Annotated in this window: 24 protein-coding genes and 1 pseudogene; 11 read left to right on the top strand and 14 right to left on the bottom strand. The window is 67.1% G+C overall.

The window, feature by feature from the left end:
• The first annotated feature begins 2 nt into the window (after positions 1-2).
• From ACWDTP_RS17385 to deoC, 5 genes are read left to right on the top strand one after another with little or no spacing between them, the layout of a single operon-like run.
• Entirely contained in the window at positions 3-1,562 is a 1,560-nt protein-coding gene (locus tag ACWDTP_RS17385; protein ID WP_450021867.1) for an FGGY-family carbohydrate kinase, read from the top strand.
• Entirely contained in the window at positions 1,562-2,518 is a 957-nt protein-coding gene (locus ACWDTP_RS17380; RefSeq protein WP_450021865.1) for a sugar-binding transcriptional regulator, read from the top strand. The genes ACWDTP_RS17385 and ACWDTP_RS17380 overlap by 1 nt, the downstream gene beginning before the upstream one ends.
• Positions 2,515-4,026 carry a sugar ABC transporter ATP-binding protein gene (locus tag ACWDTP_RS17375; protein WP_450021863.1) on the top strand — a complete coding sequence of 504 codons (1,512 nt, stop codon included), beginning with the start codon at positions 2,515-2,517 and terminating at the stop codon, positions 4,024-4,026. Before ACWDTP_RS17380 ends, ACWDTP_RS17375 begins: the two co-directional genes overlap by 4 nt.
• Complete coding sequence (locus ACWDTP_RS17370) at positions 4,019-5,026, top strand: ABC transporter permease (RefSeq protein WP_450021861.1); 1,008 nt, start codon at positions 4,019-4,021, stop codon at positions 5,024-5,026. The genes ACWDTP_RS17375 and ACWDTP_RS17370 overlap by 8 nt, the downstream gene beginning before the upstream one ends.
• 25 nt (positions 5,027-5,051) lie before the next feature.
• Positions 5,052-5,747, top strand: coding sequence for a deoxyribose-phosphate aldolase (gene deoC, locus ACWDTP_RS17365; RefSeq protein ID WP_450021859.1), 696 nt, complete (start codon positions 5,052-5,054; stop codon positions 5,745-5,747).
• Positions 5,748-5,826: 79 nt separating this feature from the next.
• Here the strand turns inward: deoC and secG are convergent, their stop codons facing one another.
• The 7 genes and pseudogenes from secG to ACWDTP_RS17330 form a co-directional block, all read right to left on the bottom strand.
• Complete coding sequence (gene secG, locus ACWDTP_RS17360) at positions 5,827-6,060, bottom strand: preprotein translocase subunit SecG (RefSeq protein ID WP_450021857.1); 234 nt, start codon at positions 6,058-6,060, stop codon at positions 5,827-5,829.
• A 42-nt stretch (positions 6,061-6,102) separates the two neighbouring features.
• Positions 6,103-6,888 (bottom strand): triose-phosphate isomerase, encoded by a 786-nt coding sequence (gene tpiA, locus ACWDTP_RS17355; protein WP_450021855.1) that lies wholly within the window; start codon positions 6,886-6,888, stop codon positions 6,103-6,105.
• 3 nt (positions 6,889-6,891) lie between these two features.
• Complete coding sequence (locus ACWDTP_RS17350; RefSeq protein WP_450021853.1) at positions 6,892-8,118, bottom strand: phosphoglycerate kinase; 1,227 nt, start codon at positions 8,116-8,118, stop codon at positions 6,892-6,894.
• A gap of 5 nt (positions 8,119-8,123) precedes the next feature.
• Positions 8,124-9,146 carry a type I glyceraldehyde-3-phosphate dehydrogenase gene (gap, locus tag ACWDTP_RS17345; protein ID WP_450021851.1) on the bottom strand — a complete coding sequence of 341 codons (1,023 nt, stop codon included), beginning with the start codon at positions 9,144-9,146 and terminating at the stop codon, positions 8,124-8,126.
• Between the two features lie 75 nt (positions 9,147-9,221).
• Complete coding sequence (locus ACWDTP_RS17340; protein ID WP_450021849.1) at positions 9,222-9,932, bottom strand: ABC transporter substrate-binding protein; 711 nt, start codon at positions 9,930-9,932, stop codon at positions 9,222-9,224.
• A gap of 6 nt (positions 9,933-9,938) precedes the next feature.
• Entirely contained in the window at positions 9,939-10,931 is a 993-nt protein-coding gene (locus ACWDTP_RS17335; protein ID WP_450021847.1) for a phospholipase D-like domain-containing protein, read from the bottom strand.
• Positions 10,928-11,251: pseudogene (locus tag ACWDTP_RS17330) on the bottom strand (ATP-binding cassette domain-containing protein); the annotation flags it as partial. The gene ACWDTP_RS17335 and the pseudogene ACWDTP_RS17330, both read right to left, overlap by 4 nt.
• A 135-nt stretch (positions 11,252-11,386) precedes the next feature.
• Here ACWDTP_RS17330 and ACWDTP_RS17325 point away from each other — a divergent pair.
• Positions 11,387-12,235, top strand: coding sequence for an SLC13 family permease (locus tag ACWDTP_RS17325; RefSeq protein WP_450021885.1), 849 nt, complete (start codon positions 11,387-11,389; stop codon positions 12,233-12,235).
• Between the two features lie 21 nt (positions 12,236-12,256).
• On the opposite strand, the gene whiA is transcribed toward ACWDTP_RS17325, so the two are convergent.
• From whiA to uvrC, 4 genes are read right to left on the bottom strand one after another with little or no spacing between them, the layout of a single operon-like run.
• Complete coding sequence (gene whiA / locus ACWDTP_RS17320) at positions 12,257-13,234, bottom strand: DNA-binding protein WhiA (protein WP_450021845.1); 978 nt, start codon at positions 13,232-13,234, stop codon at positions 12,257-12,259.
• Entirely contained in the window at positions 13,231-14,292 is a 1,062-nt protein-coding gene (gene yvcK / locus ACWDTP_RS17315; RefSeq protein WP_450021843.1) for a uridine diphosphate-N-acetylglucosamine-binding protein YvcK, read from the bottom strand. The genes whiA and yvcK overlap by 4 nt, the downstream gene beginning before the upstream one ends.
• The gene (gene rapZ, locus ACWDTP_RS17310; protein WP_450021883.1) at positions 14,289-15,200 is read right to left on the bottom strand and encodes an RNase adapter RapZ; all 912 of its coding nucleotides are present in this window, start codon (positions 15,198-15,200) and stop codon (positions 14,289-14,291) included. Before rapZ ends, yvcK begins: the two co-directional genes overlap by 4 nt.
• 43 nt (positions 15,201-15,243) lie before the next feature.
• The gene (uvrC, locus tag ACWDTP_RS17305; RefSeq protein WP_450021842.1) at positions 15,244-17,379 is read right to left on the bottom strand and encodes an excinuclease ABC subunit UvrC; all 2,136 of its coding nucleotides are present in this window, start codon (positions 17,377-17,379) and stop codon (positions 15,244-15,246) included.
• Positions 17,380-17,429: 50 nt separating this feature from the next.
• Between uvrC and ACWDTP_RS17300 the strand changes: the two genes are divergently transcribed.
• Positions 17,430-19,397 (top strand): gamma-glutamyltransferase family protein, encoded by a 1,968-nt coding sequence (locus ACWDTP_RS17300; RefSeq protein WP_450021840.1) that lies wholly within the window; start codon positions 17,430-17,432, stop codon positions 19,395-19,397.
• Between the two features lie 2 nt (positions 19,398-19,399).
• On the opposite strand, the gene ACWDTP_RS17295 is transcribed toward ACWDTP_RS17300, so the two are convergent.
• From ACWDTP_RS17295 to ACWDTP_RS17285, 3 genes are read right to left on the bottom strand one after another with little or no spacing between them, the layout of a single operon-like run.
• Positions 19,400-19,852: a PH domain-containing protein gene (locus ACWDTP_RS17295; protein WP_450021881.1), complete on the bottom strand. Its 453-nt coding sequence runs from the start codon at positions 19,850-19,852 to the stop codon at positions 19,400-19,402.
• Positions 19,853-19,860: 8 nt separating this feature from the next.
• Positions 19,861-20,343, bottom strand: coding sequence for a 6,7-dimethyl-8-ribityllumazine synthase (gene ribH, locus ACWDTP_RS17290; protein WP_450021838.1), 483 nt, complete (start codon positions 20,341-20,343; stop codon positions 19,861-19,863).
• Positions 20,340-21,689, bottom strand: coding sequence for a bifunctional 3,4-dihydroxy-2-butanone-4-phosphate synthase/GTP cyclohydrolase II (locus ACWDTP_RS17285; RefSeq protein WP_450021836.1), 1,350 nt, complete (start codon positions 21,687-21,689; stop codon positions 20,340-20,342). Before ACWDTP_RS17285 ends, ribH begins: the two co-directional genes overlap by 4 nt.
• Before the next feature lie 261 nt (positions 21,690-21,950).
• Between ACWDTP_RS17285 and ACWDTP_RS17280 the strand changes: the two genes are divergently transcribed.
• From ACWDTP_RS17280 to ACWDTP_RS17265, 4 genes are all read left to right on the top strand, one after another.
• On the top strand, positions 21,951-22,262 hold the full coding sequence (locus ACWDTP_RS17280) for a hypothetical protein (protein ID WP_450021834.1): 312 nt from the start codon (positions 21,951-21,953) through the stop codon (positions 22,260-22,262).
• 281 nt (positions 22,263-22,543) lie between these two features.
• Entirely contained in the window at positions 22,544-22,807 is a 264-nt protein-coding gene (locus ACWDTP_RS17275; RefSeq protein ID WP_450021832.1) for a hypothetical protein, read from the top strand.
• On the top strand, positions 22,804-23,952 hold the full coding sequence (locus ACWDTP_RS17270) for a WXG100 family type VII secretion target (RefSeq protein ID WP_450021830.1): 1,149 nt from the start codon (positions 22,804-22,806) through the stop codon (positions 23,950-23,952). The genes ACWDTP_RS17275 and ACWDTP_RS17270 overlap by 4 nt, the downstream gene beginning before the upstream one ends.
• A 659-nt stretch (positions 23,953-24,611) precedes the next feature.
• Complete coding sequence (locus ACWDTP_RS17265; RefSeq protein WP_450021828.1) at positions 24,612-24,935, top strand: hypothetical protein; 324 nt, start codon at positions 24,612-24,614, stop codon at positions 24,933-24,935.
• Positions 24,936-25,081 lie beyond the last annotated feature (146 nt).

Genomic DNA, 25,081 nt, shown 5'->3' with positions numbered 1-25,081 from the left:
CCATGGGGATCCTTCTGACGATCGACCTCGGCACCGAGGGCGCCCGGGTCGGCGCGTTCACCGAGGACGGCACCCCGCTGGGCACGGCTCACCGCCCGTACTCGACCCACCATCCCCGACCGGGGTGGGCCGAGCAGGATCCGCGGGACTGGTGGGCCGCGATCACCGCGGCGGCTCGTGAACTTCTGGACACCGACCCGTGCCGGGCGGCCGGCCCGGTCATCGCCATCGCGACGTCGACCACCGCATCGACGGTGGCGGTCGTCGACGCCACCGGAGCACCGCTGCGCCCGGCGATCCTCTGGATGGACGCGCGCGGCGCCGCGGAATCCGAACGCACCGCGCAACTGAGCCACCAGCATCCGATCCTGCAATGGTCCGGAGGATCGGATGCGTCGGAATGGCTACTGCCGAAAGCGATGTGGCTCAAGGCGCACGACCCGGATGCCTACCGGGACGCCGCACGGATCGTCGAGGCCGTCGACTACCTCACCTTCCGGTTGAGCGGACGATGGGTCGGGTCGCAGATGAACGCGGTCTGCAAATACAACTACGACGCCCTGACCAGGCGGTTCCCCGCCGAGCTCTACGCCGCCCTCGGCATGGACGATCTGATCGACAAACTGCCGGACGAGATTGTCGCGGTCGGCGGTGTCGCGGGCACTCTCACGCCAACCGCGGCAGCCGATCTCGGCATCGACGCCGAACCGGTCGTCGCCGTCGGCGGTATCGATGCCCACGTGTCCCTGCTCGCCTGTGGCGGCAAGGTGGACGGGCTGGTGTCCATCGTGTCCGGCACCTCCTCGGCCATCGTCACCGAAGTCGACCGGCCGACCACCTCCAACGAGGTGTGGGGGCCCTACCCCGACGCCCTGAACCACCGGAAATGGCTGATCGAAGGCGGCCAGGTGTCCAGCGGTTCGGTGCTGAAGTGGACGGGTGAGTCGATCATGGGCGTCCCCCGAGACCAGCTGTCAACGCTGATCGAGCAGGCCACCGCGGTGGATCCGGCCTCCCACGGTTTGCGGGCCCTCGACTACTTCATGGGCAATCGCACCCCGCACCGGGAGGCCCGGCTGCGCGGGGCCGTCATCGGGCTGACCCTGGGGACCACGAAGGCCGAACTGTACCGGGCCATGGTCGAAGCCGTGGCGTGCGGAACCCGCAGCGTCATCGACTCGTTCGAACGGTCCGGCGTGCCGTGCACCCGCCTGGTCTTCTCGGGTGGCATCGAACGAAACTCGCTGTGGCAGCAGGTGACCATCGACGTCCTCGGCCGGCCCGCCGAACTGGTGGTCGGCGAGAACCTCACGCTTCGGGCGTGCGCGGTGATCGCCGCGACCGCGGCCGGGATCGTGCCGAGCCTGGGTGCGGGGTCCCAGCTGTTCGCCCCGCGGGTCCGGCTCCTGGAACCCGACCCGAAACGGATAGCGGTGTACGAACAGACCTTCGGTGACTATCAGCGACTGACCGCGGCGTTGTGGCCGATCATGTGCGACACCACCGACGGCGGCGCGGGCGCCAACCCGGACACCCGCCCACCGTTCCGGTTGGTGCGGTAATGAGTGCCGTCGCGGACAAGGATCACACCGACCTGCTGCTCTATATCGCGCAGTGCTATTACGAGCAGGGGCGCACCCAGGAGGACATCGGATCCGAACTCCACCTGACCCGGTGGAAGGTCGGCCGGCTACTGGACGAGGCCCGCGGCGTCGGCCTCGTCCAGATCAAAATCGTGCACCCCCAAGCCCGCCGGACCGACACCGAGGTCGCGATGCGCAGCCGCTTCGGCCTGCGCGAATGCGTGGTGGTGCCGGGCCCCGACCATCGCGACACACCCGGACAGCACGTCGCCGCGGCGGCGGCGAACTACCTGAAGTCGAACGCGTCGTGGATCACCTCGCTGGGCGTTTCCTGGGGCAACACCCTGCAGCAGATCGCCGCGGTGCTACCTGCCGGGTGGACAAGTGGCATCGAGGTCATCCAGGCCAACGGCGGGGTGAGTCGATCGGTGCACCCCACCAAGGCCGCCAATATCGTGACGAGCATCGCCCACACCGGAAACGGCCGGGCCACCATGTTGTCGGTGCCCGCGATCGTCGAGCGGATCGAGACCCGAGATGCGCTCTACGCCGAAGGTTTCGTCGAGGAGGTGCTGGCCCGCGCCCGCACGGCCGACGCCCTGCTGTTCTCGCTGGGGGCGCTCGGCCCGACCTCGGTGCTGGTCGAATCGGGTGCGATCACGACCGCCGAACTCGCCCAACTCGAGGCGGCCGGGGCCTGCGGCGACATCCTCGCCCACTACATCACCGCGACGGGTGCGATCGCCCGCGCCGACATCGACAGGCGGACGGTCGGTCTGGGACTCGACGACGTCAAGAACGCCAATTGCGCCATCGCGGTCGCCGCGGGAGAACACAAGGTCCCCGTCGTCCGGGGAGCCCTGACCAGCGGGCTCTGCTCGGTGCTGATCACCGACGAAGCCACCGCACTGTCCGTGCTGGGGGAATCGGCATGACCGACAACCACATCGCACATCCCGCACTCCGGATGACCGACATCGTGAAAGCGTTCCCCGGAACGAAGGCGTGCGACGGTGCGACCCTGGAGGTCGCGAAGGGAGAGGTGCACTGCCTGCTCGGTGAGAACGGCGCGGGGAAAAGCACTTTGATGAAAATCCTGTCCGGTTCGTATACCCCGGATTCCGGGACGATCACGCTGGACGGCGAGGACGTCTCGTTCGGCTCACCGATCGACGGAGTCAGGGCCGGGATCAACACCATCTACCAGGAATTGGACCTGGTGCCCGATATCACGGTGGCGCAGAACCTTTTCCTGGGTCACGAACCGCTGCGTGGTCCGTTCGTCGCGCGTCGCGAGCGGGATCGCCTGGCGGCGACGGCGATCGCCCGGGTCGGCGGCGGCTTCGCACCATCGGACGTGGTCGCCGACCTGTCGGTGTCCGACCAGCAGTTGACCGCGATCGCCAAGGCGCTCACCACCGATGCCCGCATCGTCGTCATGGACGAGCCGAGCGCCACCCTCACCGATCACGATCTCGCCGAGGTCTTCCGGGTCATCCGCGAACTCACCGCCTCCGGCAAATCGGTGATCTACATATCGCACCGGCTCGACGAGGTGAAGGAGATCGGCGACCGCGCCACCGTCATGCGCGACGGCGCCACCGTCGGGGTGTTCGACGTGGCGACGGTGACCAAGGACGAACTGGTCGAGGCGATGATCGGTCGCGGCCTGAAACCACATTCGCCCCGGGCGCGGTGTCGCTCCGAAGAGACGGGAGCCGAGCTGCTCGAAGTCCGCCGCGCCGCCATCGCGGGGGTGATCGAGGTATCGGACATCACCGTGCGGCGTGGCGAGATCATCGGACTGGCGGGTTTGGGCGGTGCGGGCCGCTCCACCCTGTTGGCGACCCTGTTCGGCGACCGCCGTGCCGCCCTTGACCTGACCCTGAAAGGCGCGGCGGTCACCCGGATGACCCCCCGGGGCGCGGTATCGGCGGGGATCGGTCTTGTCCCCGAGGACCGCAAGCGCCAAGGACTGTTCCTTGAGCAGTCGATCCTGCGTAACGCCGGTATCGCCGCGCTCGCGCCGCTCGGGGTCAACCCGATGAAGGCCGCCAGGCGGCTGTGCGCGCCGTCGCTGCAACGCCTCGGGGTCAAGTTCTCCAGCATCGACCAGCCGGTCGGCCAGCTCTCCGGCGGCAACCAGCAGAAGGTGGTGCTGGCCAAGTGGATGGCCAGGGGAATCGACCTGCTTCTGCTCGACGAACCGACCCGAGGTTTGGACATCGGCGCGAAAGCCGATCTGTTCGAACAGGTTCACGCGCTCGCCGAATCCGGCGTCGGGGTGTTGATGGCGTCGAGCGAGCTGAGCGAGCTCACCGAGAACTGCGATCTGATCTGGGTCATGCACGAAGGCAGAAACATCGCGGCGTACGACCCGGCAAGCACACCGCCTGCGGACATCGCCCGCTGTGTGGTCACAGGAAGAAGCGACATTGACTGACGTAATTGAGGGATCCACTTCGCATTCGACGGCCACGACCGCCGTCGGCGCACGCACCCGCCGCCAGAACATCATCGTGCGGTTCAATCTGCTGATCGTCTTCGTGGCGTTGTTCGTCGTGGCATCCGTCACGGCTCCGCAGTTTCTCACCTCGCAGAACCTGGCGAACCTGCTCCAACAATCCAGCCTCACCGGCATTGTCGCGATCGGGATGACGGTGGTGATCCTCACCTCCGGTATCGACCTGTCGGTGGGCAGCGTCGCGGCGCTGTCGGGAATGCTGGTGGCGATCCTGATCGGGATGGGTATCGTCTGGCCCGTCGCCATGCTCCTGGCCATCATGAGCGGGCTGATCCTGGGCGGGATCATGGGCGGATTGAGCGCCTATCTGGCCTTACCGGCGTTCATGGTGACGCTGGCCGGAATGCAGAGCATCCGCGGGCTCACCTTCCTGACCACCAACGGCACCCCCACGACCGCCGAGATTCCGATCGGCCTGCGGTTTCTGGGTGCCGGGACGGTGGCCGGTGTTCCGGTGGTCGGCGTGATCTTCGTGGTCACCACCGTGATCGTGGGTGTGGTGTTGCGCCGCACGACGTTTGGTGAGCACATCTATGCGGTCGGCAGCAACGCCACGGCGGCGAGGCTGTCCGGACTGCCGGTGCAGCGGATAAAGACGACGGCCTACGTGATCTGCGGCGGGTTGGCCGCGCTGACCGGCGTGCTGCTCACCGCCAGGCTCACCATCGGTCAGCCAACTGCGCACACCGGCCTTGAACTGGATGCCATCGCCGCGGTGGTCCTGGGAGGAACCAGCCTGTTCGGCGGAAAGGGCGGGGTGATGGGCACATTCATCGCCGTGCTGCTGCTCTCGGTGCTGCGCAACCTGTTCAACCTGCTGGGGCTGAGCTCGTTCTTCCAGATGCTGGTGACCGGGCTGATCCTGGTGGCGGCGCTGATCATGAACTACGTCCTCGACCGACAGACCAAGTCCGCATGAAGCCGACAGAAGGGATCCCCACCCGATGAGCACCACCCGACCGACCGCCGCCCAGGTCGTCGCGATGATCGACCACACCCTGCTCAAACCGGAGGCGACGGCGGCCGATGTCGAGGCGCTGGTCGACGAGGCGGAGGCACTCGGTGCCTATTCGGTTTGCGTATCGCCCTCGATGCTGCCGATCACCATCTCTCCCGACTCCCGACTGAAAGTCGCTGCGGTCTGCGGTTTCCCGAGTGGCAAGCACAGCCCGGCGGTCAAGGCGGCCGAGGCGGCCGAGGCGGTGCGGCTCGGCGCCGACGAGATCGACATGGTCATCGACATCGGTGCGGCCAAAGAAGGCTCCTTCGACCGTGTCGAAGCCGATATCGCCGCGGTGCGCGCCGCCGTACCGGCGCCGACGGTCCTGAAGGTGATCATCGAGTCGGCGACGTTGACCGACGACGAGATCGTCGGGGTGTGCCGGGCCGCCGCGGCGGCGGGCGCCGACTTCGTCAAGACGTCGACGGGTTTTCATCCCGCCGGGGGTGCCACGGTGCGGGCGGTTGAATTGATGCACCGCACCGTGCACGGGGACGGGCTCGCGGTGAAGGCCTCCGGCGGTGTGCGCACCCTCGAGCAGGCGCAGGCCATGATCGCCGCGGGCGCTACCCGACTCGGCGTATCGGGGTCGCGGGCGCTGCTGAGCGACGCCGGGGCCGAGGTCGCCGCCGGCTACTGACACCGACCAGACGAAAGACCGCCCCGGCGCTGATGCCGGGGCGGTTCTGGGCTGTGTTGTGACACACAGTCGGCAGCTGTCAGCTGTACTTGATCTGCAATGCCACGCCGATGATCGATACGAACCAGATGCCGACTACGAACAGGGTGAGCCGGTCGAGGTTCTTCTCGACCACCGTGGACCCGGACAAGCTGGACTGAACACCGCCGCCGAACAGCGTGGACAGGCCGCCACCCTTGGCCCGGTGCAGCAGGACCAGGAGCACGACCAGCACACTGGTCAGGACCAGGATGATCTGCAGAGCCAATTCCATGGCCGCAAGACTACCTGGTGAGAACGCCCCGCCGCGGCCGGGTCAGGGCAGCGGCCCGCCGGCGGCGATCGCCGACAGCGTGGCGAACTGCTCCCCGTCCAGCGATGCACCGCCCACCAGAGCGCCGTCCACATCGGACTGGGCCACGATCTCACCGACGTTCTTGGCGTTGACCGAGCCGCCGTAGAGCACCCGCACACCGGCCGCGGCCTCGGGCGAGGACAGGTTGCCCAGCTCGGCCCGGATCGCCTTGCAGACCTCCTGCGCGTCGGCCGCGCCGGCCACCCGGCCGGTCCCGATCGCCCACACGGGTTCGTAGGCGATCACGACCTGGCCGATCTGCTCCTTGGTGAGCCCGGCCAGGGAACCCTTCAACTGTTCGGTGCAGTGCTCGACGTGGTTGCCCGCCTCGCGCACCTCGAGATGCTCGCCGATGCACACGATCGGTGTGATGCCGTGTTTGAACGCGGCCGCGGCCTTGGCCGCCACCAGCGCATCGTCCTCGTGGTGGTAGGTGCGCCGCTCTGAATGACCGACCACGGCGAAGCTGCAGCCCAGCTTCGCCAGGAACGCGCCGCTGACCTCACCGGTGTAGGCGCCGGAATCGTGCTGCGACACGTCCTGGGCGCCGTAACTGAGCCGCAGTTTGTCCCCGTCCACCAGGGTCTGCACGCTGCGCAGGTCGGTGAACGGCGGGATGACCGTGACGTCGACCTTGTCGAAGTACTTGTCCGGCAAGGCGAATGCGATCTTCTGCACCAGCGCGATGGCCTCGAAGTGGTTGAGGTTCATCTTCCAGTTGCCGGCGATCAGCGGCTTACGCGCCATAGGTCAGGACTCCAGGATGTCGATACCGGGCAGGGTTTTGCCCTCAAGGTATTCCAGCGACGCACCGCCGCCGGTGGAAATGTGCGAAAAGCCGTCCTCGGGCAAACCGAGTTGGCGCACGGCCGCCGCCGAATCGCCGCCACCGACGACGCTGAACGCACCCTTTTCCGTGGCGCCGATGATGGCCTCGGCGACGCCCTTGGTACCCGCGGAGAACGCCGGGAACTCGAACACGCCCATCGGGCCGTTCCAGAACACCGTCTTGGCGTTGGACAGCAGCGCGGTGAACCGCTTCACCGACTCGGGGCCGATGTCCAGGCCCATCTTGCCGTCCGGGATGCGATCGGCGGCCACGGTCTCCGGCGCGGCATCGGCCGCGAACTTGTCGGCGACCACGATGTCGACCGGCAGGTGGATGACGTCGGCGTAGGTGTCCAGCAGCCGCTTGCAGGTGTCGATCATCTCCTCCTGGCACAGCGAGGTTCCGACCGAAACTCCTTGTGCAGCAAGGAAGGTGAAGCACATGCCGCCACCGATCACCAGGCTGTCGGCCTTGGTGGCGAGGTTCTCGATGACCGCCAGCTTGTCCGACACCTTGGAGCCGCCGAGCACCACCGCGTAGGGCCGCTCGGTGGAACTGGTCAGCTGCTCGAGCACCTTGACCTCGGCGTCGACGAGGGTGCCCGCGTAGTGCGGCAGCAACGTCGCCACGTCATAGACCGAAGCCTGCTTGCGGTGCACGACGCCGAATCCGTCGGAGACGAACGCGCCGGGCGAACCGTCGGCTGATTCAACCAGCGCTGCTAACTCCTGGGCCAACCCCAGCCGCTCGGCGTCGTCCTTGCTGGTCTCGCGCGCGTCGAAGCGGATGTTCTCCAGCAACAGGACGTCACCGTCGGTCAAGCCCTCGGCGCGGGCCAGCGCGTCGGTGCCGACCACGTCGCCGGCCAACTGCACGTGGCGACCGAGCTTCTCCCCCAGCGCCGTGGCGACCGGGGCCAGCGAGAACTTGGGATCCGGCTCGCCCTTGGGACGGCCGAGGTGCGCGGTCACGACGACCTTGGCGCCGGCCTCGGCGAGCGCTTTCAGCGTCGGCACCGAGGCGATGATGCGGCCGGGGTCAGTGATGTTGCCGTCGTCGTCGAGCGGGACGTTGAGGTCGGAGCGCACGAGAACGCCCCGCCCTTCCACACCCTCCGCCAGCAGATCGGAAAGGGTCGACACAGCCATGAGCGCTAGAGCGACTTACCGACGAGCGCGACCAGGTCGGCGAGGCGGTTGGAGTAGCCCCACTCGTTGTCGTACCAGGAGACCACCTTGGCCTGGTTGTCGATGACCTTGGTCAGACCCGAGTCGAACAGCGAGCTGTGCGGATCGGTGACGATGTCGCTGGACACGATCGGCGCGTCGTAGTACTTGAGGATGCCCTTGAGCGGTCCCTCGGCGGCCGCCTGGAATGCGGCGTTGATCTGGTCGGCGGTGGCCGACTTCGCCAGTTCCGCGGTCAGGTCGGTGACCGAACCGGTGGGGATCGGCACCCGCAGCGCGTAGCCGTCCAGCTTGCCCTTCAGCTCGGGCAGCACCAGACCGATGGCCTTGGCGGCACCGGTCGAGGTCGGGACGATGTTGATGGCGGCGGCCCGGGCGCGGCGCAGGTCCTTGTGCGGGCCGTCCTGCAAGTTCTGGTCCTGGGTGTAGGCGTGGATGGTGGTCATCAGGCCCTTGACGATGCCGAACTCGTCGTTGAGCACCTTGGCCAGCGGGCCGAGGCAGTTCGTGGTGCACGAGGCGTTGGAGATGATGTTCTGGCTGCCGTCGTACTTGTCGTCGTTGACGCCGAGCACGATGGTGATGTCCTCATCGGTGGCCGGCGCGGAGATGATGACCTTCTTGGCGCCCGCGTCCAGGTGCCCCTTGGCCTTGGCGGCGTTGGTGAAGATACCGGTGGACTCCACGACGACGTCGACGCCGAGGTCACCCCAGGGCAGGGCCGCGGGACCTTCCTTGACCTCGAGCGACTTGATCTTGTGCTCGCCGATGACGATGGTGTCCTCGCCCTCGAGGCTGACCTCCTGGGGCAGCCGGCCCAGGATGGAGTCGAACTTCAGCAGGTGCGCCAGGCTGGCGTTGTCGGTGAGGTCGTTGACCGCCACGATCTCGATGTCGGTGTTCTTGCCCTCGGCCTTCTGCGTCGCCAGGGCCCGGTAGAAGTTGCGCCCGATGCGGCCGAAACCGTTAACGCCTACCCGGATGGTCACGTGTGTCTCCCTATGGTCGCCGGTAACTGCTCGCCAGTCAGCCTAGTAGTGCCGTTGCCGGTGCGTGCGGCCTGGTCAGTGCAGCACCAGGTGCTGGTCGGTGAACGGGTTGCCCAACCACCTGCGGCGGATCTGCTGCAGGGTGCCGTCGGCCTCCAATTCGGCTTGCCCGGTGGCGATCCGGTTCAGCAGATCGGTGTCGGACGGCGCGACGGCGATCGCGATCTCCTCGGTCGACAACCCGCGTCGCACCACCTCGATGCCGGGACGTGGCTTGACCGCTTCGGCGAGCACCGGTGTCAGTGCCATCACCGCATCGCAGCCACCGGTGCCGAGATCGTGCAGCGCCGCGCCGAGACTGCCGTAGTGCTGGACCCGCCCGGCTCGCCCCGCGTCGACCAGGCGTTCGGCGATCGGGCCGCCGGTGTCGCCCCGCCGCACCCCGATGGTCAGCCCGGCCAGATCCTCGACCGCCCGCACCCGCGGCAGCCGGGCGGTGTCCACGGCCACGGCCCGTCCCGAGATCAGGTACGGCGGCGCGAACGCGGCCCTGCGCTGCCCGGCCTCGGTGCCGCCGACACCACCCGCGATCACGCAGTCGTAGGAACCGGCGGACAGGCCGTCGAAGACGGCATCGAGATCGCTGTCCGCGAACTCGACGAGTTGCACTGCGCGGTCCAGCTTTTCGGCGATCGCCGCGATCACGTCGAGGTCCAGTCCCCCACCGTCCGGCATACCGCTGAACGGCGGGTCCGGTGTCGCGAGTGCCACCCGCAGCCTGCCCATGGAATGTCACGCGTCCGGGTCGTGCAGGGCGAGTTGATCGACGTCGGACGGGTCACGGCCGACCAGATCGGCCAACAGCCCAGCGTCGGACAGGTCCATCGGCGCGGAGTGTTTCCAGTCGTGGTGCGCCACCTCGGTCATCCGCTTCATGATCTGGTGATCGGTCACCTCGATGGCCAGCTCACGACGGTGGTCGAAGCTGCCCGGGGAGAAGTTGATCGAGCCGACCACCGCCCGCTCGTTGTCGGCCAGAATCATCTTGGCGTGCAGCTTCATATGCTTGAGCCGGTGGATCTTGATGCCGACATCGTCGAGGATGCGCATCCCGCTGACGCCCTCCAGCAGCTTGCCCGACTTCAGATGGTGGGCCGCGCGGGCCATGATGTGCACCTTGACCCCCCGGTGTGCCGCCCGGACCAGGCGCTCGATGATCACCGGATCCTGGTAGCGCTCGTTCTGGACGAACAACGTGTGCCTGGCCCCGTCGATGAAGTCGGCGATCCGATGCCCGCCGTTCGATGGACACCAGATCAGGTGGGCTCCGCCGCCGGGGTCGAAGCCCTCACGCGCCCAGTCGGCTTCGAAGCAGTCGATGATCTCGGCGACCTCGTAGCCGGTCGGGGTGACGACGGCGTAGTCGCGAGTCACGGTGAAGTTCTCGTCGGTCCAGTTCAGCGACTCGACGAAGGCGTGCTCATCGTCGACGACCATGGACTTCTCGTGCGTCAGGTCGAAGGCGGGGTTGCTGGCCCGGACCTCGATCGCGTACCGCTGCAACACCTCCCGCGCGGCGTCGTTATCGGTCTCGCCGTCGCGGCGCTCCGGATTGAGCATCACCTTGACATCCACCCCGCGCCGGTGCGCCGCCACAACGGCCTCGAGCAGCGGCCGGTGACTGAAGGCGAACATCTTGATCCGCACCGAGCGTTCGGCGGCGTGGATCGCATCGATCACCGGCTTCGCCGAATCGTCGGGCAGGATGATCAGCGAACGCGTCACGGTATCTGGTCCTCGTATTGGATGCGGTGCAGGTCAGCATATCGGCCACCGGCGCTCAGCAGCTCGTTGTGCGTGCCCTGCTCGACCACCCGACCTTCCTCCAGGACCACGATCTTGTCGGCGTCGCGGATCGTGCTGAGCCGGTGGGCGATGGTGATGACGGTCCGGTCGGCCATCAACCGCTGCAGGGCCGACATCACCAGACGCTCGGATTCGGCGTCCAGTGCCGCGGTCGGTTCGTCGAGAATGAGGATCGGGCTGTCCCGGATGAGCGCACGGGCGATGCCGATGCGCTGACGTTGACCACCCGAGAGGCCGCGGCCGACCTGGGCATCCGCGCCACCGCGGAATTCGAACTGCAGGAGATCCTGCGCTGGGGCAAACCCATCTCCGCAGATTCGGTGCTGGAGGCCGAGGACGTCCTGGTGTACCGGTCGACCGAGACCGGGGTCCATATGCTGTGGGGCGGACCGCGATTCGGCTCCTCGCCGCAGCGGCTCTACCTGGTCGCGGTCGCGGGCAACGAGCAGGCGACCATCCGCGACCTGGAAGAGGACGAGGACATCGTGGTGGTCGCCGCCCAGACCCGCAAACGGCTGCGCGACACCACCGCCGAGCCGGGGGCGTTGTGCCTGGTCACCGCCAGCTCCGCCGACGTCCTGGCCGACAGTCCCCTGGTGGCGCTCTGGCAGCAGGCCACCGACAAGGCTCCGCAGACCGGCAAGACCTGGATCGCCCTGGCCATCCTGGCGGCCGTCATCGCGGCGGGATCGTTCGGTCTAGCCCCGGTCGAACTCGCCGCCGTCGCCGGCGCGGTGTTGATGGTGCTCACCGGGGTGCTGACGCCACGATCGGCGGTGCGCGCCCTGAACTGGAACATCCTGGCGATCATCGCCGGGTCGATCGGTCTCGGCACGATCGTCGTCAACAGCGGGCTCGGCGGCTACCTGTCCGGGGCGATCCTGAGCCTGTCCGGCGACAACACCGCACTGGTGGTCCTGGTCATCGCCGGCGGCACCACGGCACTGACCAACATCGTCACCAATGCCGCGGCGGCCTCCATCCTGACCCCCGTCGTCCTAACCGTCGCCGCCACCACCGGCCTGGATCCGGTTCTGCTGCTGATCCTGGTCGGCACCTGCATATCGTTCACATTCCTCAACCCGTTCAGCCATCAGTCGAACCTGATGGTCATGGTTCCGGGCGGCTACTCCTCGGCGGCGTTCGTGCGGTTCGGCATCCCGTTGACCGCGGTGTCCCTGATCACCGTCTTCGGGGTCGGCTGGGCGCTGTTGTCCCGGTGAGGACGCGGCCGCGGCCCTGGGTCAGGCGTCGTCGAGCAGATCCTGCGTCACGGCCGACTCGGTGTCGGGGATCCCGTCCTGTTTGGCCTTGCGATCGGCCATCGACAGCAGCCGTCTGATCCGGCCCGCCACAGCGTCTTTCGTCATCGGCGGATCGGCGAGCCGACCCAGCTCCTCCAACGAAGCCTGACGGTGCTCGACCCGCAACTTACCCGCAGCGGCCAGATGGTCGGGCACACCGTCACCGAGGATGTCCAGGGCCCGTTCCACCCTGGCGGCCGCGGCCACCGCCGCCCTGGCAGACCGGCGCAGGTTCGCGTCGTCGAAATTGGCCAGGCGGTTCGCGGTGGCCCGGACCTCACGACGCATCCGCCGTTCCTCCCAGGTCAACCGGGTGTCCTGGGCACCCATCCTGGTCAACAGCGCGCCGATCGCCTCACCGTCGCGGACCACCACCCGGTCGCTGCCGCGCACCTCGCGGGCCTTGGCGCTGACACCGAGCCGTCGGGCCGCCCCGACCAGCGCCAGCGCGGCCTCCGGCCCCGGGCAACTGACCTCCAGCGCCGACGAACGTCCCGGTTCGGTGAGCGAACCGTGCGCCAGGAACGCGCCGCGCCAGGCCGCCTCGGCGTCGCCGACGCTTCCCCCCACGACCTGGGCGGGAAGCCCACGCACCGGACGGCCGCGCAGATCGAGCAGCCCGGTCTGGCGGGCCAGCGCCTCACCGTCATTGGCCACCCGCACCACATACCGGGTGTTCTTCCGGATCCCGCTGGCCGACAGCACATGGACGACCGCGTTGTAGCCGTAGAGGTCGTAGATGTCCTTGCGCAGGCGACGGGCGATGATGCCGAGGTCCACCTCGGCCTCCACCACGACCCGCCCTGCGACGATGTGCAACCCTCCGGCAAAGCGCAGAAGCGACGCCACCTCGGCGCGGCGAGCACTCACCGAGTTCACTGCGAGCCGGCTCAGCTCGTCCTTCACCTCGGCTGTCATCGCCACGGATCGTCCCCTCTCGATCTATTCGGTGCCGGCTCCTGACGTGAGGCGTCGACCGATCTGGTGGCGGGCGTCGGAACCGTGGGCTCCGGCATCGACCGTTCCGGGGCCATCGCACGTAACCGGACCCCCTCCAGGGCCGCGGCCAACCTCGCCGGGTCATGTAAAGGTGTACCAGGTCTCGATACGTCAGCAAACTCGACTCGGGCCCCGAGGATGTTCGCCGTGCGGCTGAGCTGCTCCCGCTCGCGGTCACTGGGCACCCGGCTCGCGTCGATGACGATGTCATGTACCGCGAAGTCGGGGGCGTGCTGGGCGAGCACGTGGATGTGGCGCTCGGCGGAGAATCCCGCCGTCTCACCCGGCTCGGCCGCCAGGTTGAGCACCAGCGCCCGCCGGGCCGTCGTCGCGCGCAGCGCCGCCGCCAACTGCGGCACCAGCACATGCGGTATGACGCTGGTGAACCACGATCCGGGTCCGAGCACGACCAAGTCGGCGGCCATGATCGCCTCAACGGCCTGGCGCGTGGCCGGCGGATCGCCGGGCAGCAGCCGGACCCGGCGCACCTTGCCGACCGTCGTCGCGATCGCCACCTGGCCCCGGATGACCCGGCTCATCCGTGGATCCGATTCCAGCCCCGCGACGTCGGCCTCGATCTGCAGCGCGATCGGGCACATCGGCAGCACCCGGCCCTTGACACCCAGGATCCGGCCCAACTCGTCGAGCGCCGCCACCGGATCGGCCAGCACCTCGTTCAGCCCGGCCAGGACCAGGTTGCCGATCGGATGACCCGCGAGGGCGCCGCTGCCGCCGAACCGGTGCTGGATGATGGTGGCCCACAGCCGTCCGTGCGGACTGTCAGATGCCAACGCCGCCAAAGCCATTCGCAGGTCGCCGGGCGGCACGATATCGAGTTCGCCGCGTAATCGGCCGGACGATCCGCCGTCGTCGGCGACCGTGACCACCGCGGTGACGTGCGGGGTGAGCCTGCGGGCGGCCGACAACGTGGCGTACAGCCCGTGCCCCCCGCCGAGCGCGACGATCCGGGGTGTCATTCGCGCCCCAGGTCCCGGTGCAGCGCCCGCACCGTCAGCCCGTCGCCACCCTCCAACCGCTCCGCCAACGCCTCGGCGATCGCGACGCTGCGATGTTTGCCGCCGGTACACCCGATGGCGACGGTCATATAGCGCTTCCCTTCGCGGCGGTATCCGGCGATCACAACGTCCAAGAGCCGATGGTAGGTGTCGAGAAACTCAAGGGCCCCCGGCTGCCCGAGCACATAGGCACGCACATCGGGATGTTGGCCGGTATGCGGACGCAGTTCGTCCACCCAGTGTGGATTGGGCAGGAACCGCACGTCCATCACGGTGTCGGCATCCATCGGAAGGCCGTATTTGTACCCGAAAGACTCTACCGTCACGTTGGTGTAGGCGACGGTCTCGGCGGCGAAGGCCCGCTCGATACTCTCCCGCAGCGCCGGCACCGGCAGCGTCGACGTGTCGATCACCAGGTCCGCGACCGCCCGCACCGGCGCCAACATCGCGCGCTCGGCAGCAATCCCCTCGGCCAGGGTCTGGGTGCCCTGCAGCGGGTGGCTGCGCCGGTTCTGCTCGTATCGGCGCACCAGAATGTCGTCCGACGCCTCCAGGAACAGCACTCGCGGGGTGATGTTCCTGGTCGCCAACTCGTTGCGCACCCAGTCCAGGTCACCGGTGAATCCCCGCGACCGGACATCCATGACCACCGCGAGCTGGGTGATCCGCGACCCGGCTGCCAGCCCCAGCTCGACCATCCGGGCGATCAGCTCCGGCGGCAGATTGTCGGCCACATACCAGCCCAGGTCCTCCAAAACCTTCGCCGCGGTGCCCCGGCCCGCGCCGGACAGGCCGGTGACCAGCACGACGTCGATGCCCGACTCCTCGTCCTCGCCGACCACACTGTGCCCACGACCGCCGTTGTGCAATTCCCCTGTCATACGCGATCGGCCTCCGGCTTCTCGCTGATAGTCATGCCGGATCCGCCTGCCGTTCGCCGTCGTTCATCCCAGAACCTGTCATCACCCTGCGTTGATCATCCTCGCTTACCCCTGCCGACGCGTTCGAATCCGGCTCGGCCGCCGCGTCTGGGCTGCTCGACCCATTCGCTGGCTCGCCGCCGCTCGACCCGTTCGACGGCTCGCCGCCGCTCGACCCATTCGGCGGCTCGCCGCTCGACCCATTGGGCGGCTCGCCGCCGAGTGCCGCGTGGACGGCTTTGGCCGTCGCCACCCCGATACCTGGCACCGCGGTGATCTCCTCCACCGTCGCATCCTTGAGCCGGGCCACCGACCCGAAATGCGTCACCAGCGCCTTCCTGCGGTGCTCGCCGAGGCCGCGAACCGAATCGAGCGCGGACGCCGTCATCCGCTTCGACCGCTTACTGCGGTGGTAGCTGATCGCGAACCGGTGGGCCTCGTCACGCACCCGTTGCAGCAGGTAAAGCCCCTCACCGTTACGGGGCAGGATCACCGGGTCCGGCTCGGCCGGAACCCACACCTCCTCGAGCCGCTTCGCGAGCCCGATCACCGCGACATCGTCGACCCCGATCTCCTCAAGCACCGCGGCGGCCGCGTTGACCTGGGGCGCCCCGCCGTCCACCACGAACAGGTTCGGCGGGTAGGCGAACCGCCGCGGACGCTGATCGGAGCCCGCGTCGGGCTGGGTGTCGGCCGCATGCCGCAGGAAGCGTCGGCGGGTCACCTCCGCGATCGAGGCCACGTCATCGGACCTGCCGTCACCGGCGGCCTCCCGGATCGCATAGTGCCGGTAATCCGACTTCCTGGGCAGCCCGTCCTCGAAGACGACCAGCGACGCCACCACATCGGTGCCCTGGACATGGCTGATGTCGACACATTCGATCCGCAACGGCGCATCGGCCAACCCGAGGGCTTCCTGAATACTTTGCAGCGCTTCCGATCTCGCGTTGAAATCACCGGCCCGCTTGAGCTTGTGCTGCGCCAGCGCCTCCTTGGCGTTGCGCTGCACGGTCTCGGCCAGCGCGCGCTTGTCCCCGCGCACCGGGACCCGCAACCCCACCCGCGATCCGCGCAGCTCCGACAGCCAGGTGGCCAACTCGTCGGCGTTGGGCGGCAACACCGGCACCAGCACCTGACGCGGGACCGGATTGGTCGCCTCGTCGGCCGCACCGCCGAGTTCGGCCTGTTCGCCGTAGAACTGGGTGACGAACTGCTCGACCAGTTGCTCCTGACCGGACTGCTCCGGGTCGCCCGACTTCTCCACGATCCAGCCGCGCTGACCCCGGACCCGTCCACCGCGGACATGGAAGACCTGCACGGCCGCTTCGAGCTCGTCGTCGGCGAAGGCCACCACGTCGGCGTCGGTACCGTCCCCGAACACCACGGCCTGCTTCTCCAGGGCCCGCTTGAGCGCCGAGATGTTGTCCCGCAACCGGGCGGCCCGCTCGAAATCCAACTCCTCGGCGGCCACCACCATCTGCTGTTCCAGGTCACGGGCCAGCCGGTCGGTCTTACCCGCCAGGAAGTCGCAGAAATCGCCGACGATGCGCCGATGCTCCTCGGCACTGACCCGATCCACGCACGGAGCCGAACATTTCTCGATGTAACCGAGAAGGCAGGGTCTGCCGATCTGGTTGTGCCGCTTGAACACTCCCGCCGAGCAGGTGCGTGCCGGGAAAACTCGAGTGAGCAGGTCAAGCGTCTCCCGGATCGCCCAGGCGTGCGAATACGGACCGAAGTACCGCACCCCCTTGCGCCGGGGCCCGCGATAGACCATCAGCCGCGGGTACTCCTCGTTGAGGGTCACCGCCAGCACCGGATACGACTTGTCGTCGCGGTAGCGGATGTTGAAGCGTGGATCGAACTCCTTGATCCAGTTGTACTCCAGCTGCAGCGCCTCGACCTCGGTGTTGACCACCGTCCACTCGACGCTGCCCGCGGTCATCACCATCTGTCTGGTGCGCGGTGCCAAACCGGCGATATCGGCGAAATACGAGGTCAGCCGGCTTCGCAGGCTCTTGGCTTTTCCGACATAGATCACCCGGCCGTGCGGATCCCGGAACCGGTACACGCCCGGCTGAACTGGTATCGACCCGGGCGCCGGCCGGTACGTCGCTGGATCGGGCACGGTTTCCAGGTTACTGCTGCGATCCGACGGAACTCCGCTACCGTCGGGGAGTGCGGTTGCTGACGTCCACGCGTTCGCTCATCGCCCTGTTCGCTGGTGTCACCCTGATCCTCGCCGGCTGTGCCGACGGGTCGCAGCGTTCGGCCCCCAACACGTCGGCATGCGAGATCGTGTCCAACGGCACACCGGTCGCCAAACCGCCGCCCGCCGAATCGTCGACTGGTACGCCGGCTGAATCGTCGGCACCGCCGACAGACCTCGCGACGCGTCCGGAAGTCGCCACCGGCTACCGCACCGACATGACCGCGGTGCGGACCGCCGGCTACTCGGTCGCGACGGCCAACCCGCTGGCCACCGAAGCGGCCTGCAAGGTGCTGCGCGACGGCGGCACCGCGGCCGACGCGCTGGTGACCGCGCAGGCGGTGCTCGGCCTGGTGGAGCCGCAGGCCTCGGGCATCGGCGGCGGCGGTTTCCTGCTGTACTACGAGGCCTCGACCGGCGCCGTGCGGGCCTTCGACGGCCGCGAGACCGCCCCGGCCGCCGCCACCGAGAACTATCTGCGCTGGGTGTCCGACACCGACCGCACCCCGCCCAAACCCGACGCCAGGGCATCGGGCCGGTCCATCGGGGTACCCGGCATCGTCCGCCTGCTCGACGACGTCCACCGCGAATTCGGCACCAAGACCTGGCGGGATCTTTTCACCCCCGCCGTCGCCATGGCCGACAAAGGTTTCGACGTCACTCCCCGGCTCGCCGCCGCGATCGAGGACGCCGCACCCCAGCTGCGCCTCGACCCCGACGCGGCCGCGTACTTCCTCAACCCGGACGGCAGCCCCAAGCCGGCGGGCACCCGGCTGACCAATCCCGCCTACTCGAAAACGTTGGGCGCCATCGCCTCCGGCGGCGCGCCCGCCTTCTACACCGGAGACATCGCCGACGCCATCGTGGCCTCGGCCACCGACGGCGCCGGCGGCCGCACCCCCAGCCTGATCACCGAACGGGATCTCGCCGACTATGCGGTCAAACAGCGTGACCCGCTGTGCAGCACCTATCGCGGCCGCGAGGTCTGCGGGATGCCACCACCCTCCTCGGGTGGACTCGCGGTGGCCGCGACCCTGGGAATTCTGGAGCATTTCGCGATGGGCAGCCACAAACCCACCAAGCTCGACCGCAACGGCGGCCGACCGTCGGCCATGGGTGTGCACCTGATCTCGGAGGCCGAACGGCTGGCATACGCCGACCGTGACCGCTACGTGGCCGATACCGACTTCGTTCCGCTGCCCGGTAACTCCCCCGACACCCTGCTCGGCACCGCCTACCTCACCGGGCGTGCGGCACTGATATCCGATCAGCACAGCATGGGGGTCGCCCAGCCCGGGAACTTCGGCCCGCCGATCACCGCGCCGGTTCCGCCCGAACACGGCACCAGCCAGATCAGCGTCGTCGACGGCCACGGCAACGCGGCCTCGCTCACCACCACGATCGAGTCGGCCTTCGGCTCATTCCACATGGTCGACGGATTTCTGCTGAACAATCAACTGACCGATTTCGCCGCCGACCCGGTCAGCGCCGAGGGCCTGCCCGTCGCCAACCGCGTCGAGCCCGGTAAGCGGCCCCGCAGCACCATGGCCCCGACCCTGATGTTCGACAAGACCGGCCAGGGGCGCGGTCCGCTGTACGCGGTCCTGGGCTCCCCCGGCGGGTCGGTCATCATCCAGTTCGTGGTCAAAACCATTGTCGGCATCGTGGATTGGCGCCTCGATCCCCAGCAGGCGGTGTCGATGGTCGACTTCGGCGCGGCCAACACCGCGACCACCAACGTCGGCGGTGAGCATCCCGTGATCGACACGGCCGACAATGGCGACCACGATCCGCTCGTACAGGGTCTGCGGGCGCTGGGCCACCGGGTCGACCTGGCCGACCAGTCCAGTGGCCTTTCGGCGCTCGTGCGCGACGACCCGGGCTGGATCGGCGGTGCCGATCCGCGCCGTGAGGGCCTGGTGATGGGCGACCGGTAGCGTCAGCCCGGATCGGGCCGGTAGCGGTCGATCAACTCCCGCACCCGGTCCATCGCGTCCACGGCACGGCCCTTGTCGATCGCCTGAATCGCCATCACCGGGATGTACTCATCGTCGGGCAGATCGACCCTGGCCCAGCGGGCGCCCACCGGAAACGACACACCGACCACATCCGACCACGGGATCAACCGGTAGGAGATCAGGTTCCGCACCGCGATCCCGGCTGCCCCGACCCGCAACCGGGGCCGGGAGAAGAGCAGCACCGCGCCCGCGATCACGGCACCGAGCGCCGCGATCGCCACCTGGTCCGCGGTCTGGAAGACGACGCCGGTGGACCCCACCTTCAGCAGTACCCCCACCGCGATGTGCGCCGCGAAGATGACCAGCGCGGCGCCATAGGCGAAATACGGTGTCAGATAGGGGCGAATCTCGGCATCCCAGGTTTCGGTCGCCATCTGACCGGTCACGCGCGGGCGCGCAGCTCACGCAGGGTCAGCGCGGTGGACAGCGCGGCCGCCGCGGCCTGGGCCCCCTTGTCCTCGACCGAATCGGGCAAGCCGGCCCGGTCGAGTGCCTGCGCCTCGGTGTCGGTGGTCAGCACGCCGTTGGCGACCGGGGTGGAGGCGTCCAGCGAGACCCGGGTCAGCCCCTGGGTGACCGCGTCACAGACGTAGTCGAAATGCGGTGTCTGCCCGCGAATCACCACGCCCAGCGCCACCACCGCATCGTGCGTCGCCGCCAATGCCTGTGCCACCACCGGAATTTCGATCGCACCGAGCACCCGCACCACCGTCGGCTGGGCGATACCGGCATCGGCGGCCACCTTGCCTGCACCGTCGAGCAGCGCATCGCAGATCCGGGTGTGCCAGGTGCTGGCCACGATCGCCAACTTCACGTTCGCCGCATCGAGCTGCGGCAGGTCAGGAACCCCCGCACCGCCACTCATTTGTCGTCTCCGACGACGCCGCTCACCGTGCCGCCGTCGCCCCTGGTGGGCGGGCGACGGTCACCGAGCAGATACACCGCCTCGTCGTAATCGTCCATGCTGACCGCCTCGTCGTAATCGTCCAGGCCGACGAGGTCGTGGCCCATCCGGTCGCGCTTGGTCATCAGATAACGGATGTTCTCGGCGTTGGCCCGGACCGGCAGTGGAACCCGCTCGATGATGTGCAGGCCGTAGCCGTCCAGGCCGACCCGCTTGGCCGGGTTGTTGGTCAACAGGCGCATCGACCGGATCCCGAGATCGACCAGGATCTGCGCGCCGATACCGTAATCACGCGCATCGGCGGGCAACCCGAGCTTCAGGTTGGCGTCGACGGTGTCCTCACCGGCATCCTGTAACTGATAGGCCTGCAACTTGTGCATCAGCCCGATGCCGCGGCCCTCATGCCCACGCATATAGAGCACGACGCCGCGGCCCTCCCTGGCCACCATCGCCATCGCGGCATCCAGCTGCGGCCCACAGTCACAGCGGCGCGAGCCGAACACGTCACCGGTCAGGCATTCGGAGTGCACCCGCACCAGCACGTCGTGGCCGTCACTGTCGGGGCCGGCGATGTCACCTCGGACCAGGGCGACGTGCTCGACCTCCTCGTAGATGCTCTTGTAGCCCACCGCGCGGAAAACGCCGTGGCGGGTGGGGATCCGCGCCTCGGCGATCCGCTCGATGTGCTTCTCATGCTTGCGGCGCCATTCGATGAGGTCGGCGATCGAGATCAGCGCCAGGTCGTGGTCGTCGGCGAACACCCGCAACTCGTCGGTGCGGGCCATATCCCCTTCGTCCTTCTGGCTGACGATCTCGCAGATCGCCCCCGCGGGCTGCAGGCCCGCCAGGCGGGCCAGGTCGACCGCGGCCTCGGTGTGGCCGGGGCGGCGCAGCACCCCACCGTCCTTGGCGCGCAACGGAACCACGTGACCGGGCTTGGTGAAATCCTCGGCAACGGCCCCCGGATCGGCCAGCGTCCGCATCGTGGTGGCGCGGTCCGACGCCGAAATACCGGTTCCCACATCCTTTTTGGCGTCGACGGTGACGGTGTAGGCGGTACCGTGCTTGTCCTGGTTGACCGCATACATCGGCAACAGGCCAAGACGGTCGCAGATGTCGCCGTCGAGCGGGACACACAGATAGCCCGACGTGTAGCGCACCATGAACGCGACCAGTTCGGGGGTGGCCTTCTCGGCCGCGAAGATCAGATCGCCCTCGTTCTCGCGGTCCTCGTCGTCGATCACCACCACAGCCTTGCCCGCCGCGATATCGGCTATCGCCCTCTCGACGGAATCGAGCCTGGTCATGTGCGCCACCTTGTTTGTTCCACCGTCAGGTCCCGAACCGGACCATCGTCATCGACTCCAGTATGAACCACCGAAATCCAGCGGTTATTGCCAGCTCTTACTGACCGGAACCGGCCATCAGCCGCTCCACGCACTTGGCGAGAACAGGCAACCCAACCTTATGGGTTGACCTGCAAGTTCAACGATAACAGCGAACGTTGTGGTGCCGATTATGTTAGACCGAGCTACTCCCTCGTCCGAGAGAGTGAGGAGCGTCACCCAATGAACGCTATCGCGAGCGAGCCCAATGGAGCGGTGGAGACGTACGAGTTCGATCCGGTGAACGGCTATCGGCAGTTCTGGGGTCGCGAGTGGGATCTCGAGCTGCACTTCGAGGATGGCATCAAGGACCGGGTCCATGTGTACATCTCGGGCGTTCAGTTTCCGGATGGCCGGACGGAGCGGTACGTGGCGTTGCGGGAGCCGATGAACCCGATGACCGTAGCCGATCTCGGGAGGTTGGCCGAATTACTCCGCGAGGTGCACTCGCATGCTGCGCTGATGGACACTTTAGACGCGATGGCGATTCAGTAGCCCACACAACGACAAAAATCGGCCCCGCAGGTGGAATGTGCCTGCGGGGCCGTTTTGTTGAGTGTGTGTCGAGCTAGCGACCGCCACCACCCTGATACTGACTGAAGGTGCGTGCGGAGTCGTCGGGCGGCTGCTCCACCGCTACCCGAATTGTTCAACTATCGCTAATACGACATAGGTCCCCGATCCAATGGACGGAGTTACCTCCGCAATTAACTTGCGATGGTTGTTTGCTGCGGGGATGGTAGCGTGCGTATAGGGATTAAGGGTGGGGTGGTCACATGGTGGACCTGAGTGTTGATGCCGATGGGCTAAATGCAGCAGCGGCCGACAGCGAAGCGGTTGCCAGCGGCATTGTCTCGGGTACTAGCGGGGTGTCAGGCGTTCACCCCAGTCAGACAGGGGTGGCCGCATTCGATGCGGCGCTTTCGGCGCTGCGAAGCGGTCAGTCCTCGCGCATGACCGACCAGGCAGGGCAATTATCGACCAGCTCAGGCGTCTACACCGAGACCGATGACGGCGCCGCGGGGACAATCTCGCTGTGAGCCTCACCCGCTCGGAGATCGAAGGCTGGCCGACCGCTCATCTCGACGATGCCGCAACCCGATGGCGTGCGGCAGCCGACGACTCCGACAACGCATTCGAACAACACCGCGCCAACGTTGGTGGCGTGAACTGGTCCGGTGACGCCCGTGATGCCGCCTTCGACCGTGTCACCGCGGATCTAGGTGTGGTGCGGCGTCAAGGCGATGTACAGCGGGCAGCAGCGCAACTAGCCGAAGACGGCGGCGATGACATCCGAGCCGCGGTACGCAAGGTGCTCGAAGCCATCACCGAAGCCGAAGCGGACGGTTTTCGGGTGAGTGAGGGTCTCACGGTCACCGACACCCGCCGCGCCGATATCACCACGATGGCATCACGACGCACGGCATTACTCGAACACGCCGAAGACATCCGTTTCCATGCCGACCAGCTCATGCAAGCCGACGCCTTGGTGGGTCGGCGCATCGAAGACAAGGCCACCGAGTTGGCGGGGATCAAGTTTGCGGACCCTGACCGAACCGTTCAGGCCGTCGGCCACAAGCTCGGACCCCCGGGGTTGGGCGATTTGCCCCAGACCGGGGACGATCCGTTTCTCTCCCCTGGGGAGGATCAACGCCCGCCGCACGGATCCCAACGAGGGGGCGGACGGTGGGACATCGACTACGACCACCCCTATCAAGGGGCCGGTACGCCAACGAGTCCGCCCCTGGGCAAGCCCTGGCACAGAGACCTACCGCCGGTCACTGGCCATCCGTCCGGATTCAAAGACGTGGTTACGCCTCCGCCCAACGGATGGGGCGCGACACCTGGTTGGAATCTCCAAGAGGCGTATAGGTTCCGCGTTGTCGGGGAAGGGTTCGATGGTTCACCGGGTCATACGCGCTGGTTTCTGCGCGATGACAACTGGTACCCAGCGACGTGGGTCGGGTACGAATTTGAAGCGGAACATCGATACCAGTTGATCCCGCAGAACGATGGTGGTGGACTGATGCGCCCGTCGTGGGGTGCTGGCGTGTGGGAGCCGATGGACACGGCTGGAATCTCGAAGGCGTGGGCGGACAACCCTGGCTTGACACTTTACATTCCGAACCCGTACGGCGGTATCGAGGAATTCCCAGGTAAAACAACAGGCGCTAGAGGGAGTTAGGGGCGAAGGTGAACCTGCGCGGGAAGCGGTGGTTATGGGTTGCGATCACCGTGATCGTGGTCGCCGGGGCAACAACCGGCGTATGGCTGACACAGCGAGACACTGGGCCATCGCCAGAAGAGTGCGCTGTCGTTGAACAGCTCGGACAAGACTGGCTGGCGATGACATCGTCAGTAGAAACCGAGATGTCGACTGGCCCGGGTGGTCCAGACAGTTGGCTGTCGGTGGCCGACCAAGAGGCGGCCATGGGGGGCAAGATCCGTTCCGCCGCGCAATCGGTCTCTACAGCGTCACTCAAAGACGAATTGAACAAGTGGGCTGACGCCGCAGAATTGACAGCACAGATGCAGCGGGACTCAGCAAACCGCGCCCCAGGGTTAGAGCCGTCAGCGGCCGAGGGTAACGCATTCGTTGAATCCTCGGTAAAGACCTACGAAGCAACCGCTGCGCTTCGCACGAAATGCCCCAATATGCCCGCACAACCAAAAACTACGCAGTAAGCAGCAAACCCGAGGGTTGGGCCGTAGGTTGACGTTTGTTGCGAATTCTCACCGGGATAGTCCTGCTGTTTGGGCTGCTGTGCGCAACAAGTCCGGCGTATGAAGGCGCCGCGCTGCTCGGGTGTCATTTTCGCCCAAGCGTTCATTGAGGAGCTTCTCGTGGCTGACGGTTTTCATATCGCTTTTAGCCATTGTTCTCCTGCCGCGCGGCTTTTACAGTTGCTTGCGGATTGTCTTAATCTGCATATACATTCTGTTTATGCTATCGCCAATGTCATTGAATCCATGACGGCGATAGAAGTTACGCACCTTATCGGTAGCGTCGGGGTTCATCCCATTAACGTGCGGATCAACCACCAGAAACCGGCCACCGGCAGCGTCTGCCGCCTCAACGGTTTTCGCCATCGCCTCAGCCAGCAAGTCGGCGCCATGCCCAGTCTTGGGAAGCTCCCCGTGGCGCGCGAGCTTCCCAAGAAGGTATGACGGATATCCATCGACTGGGTCTGCTGCACGGATAGGTGACATCTTGGCATGACGGACAGCCTTTCGTACAGGCCGTCACTTAGTCACCGAATCTGGAACCCAAACGGTGGGTCAGGTCAAAACTGTCACCTGATCGTGCAGCAGAC

It is taken from the genome of Mycobacterium sp. NPDC003449 (assembly GCF_053588415.1).
The sequence above is the reverse complement of the archived record's forward strand: the minus strand, read 5'-3'. Positions and strand labels throughout refer to the sequence as shown.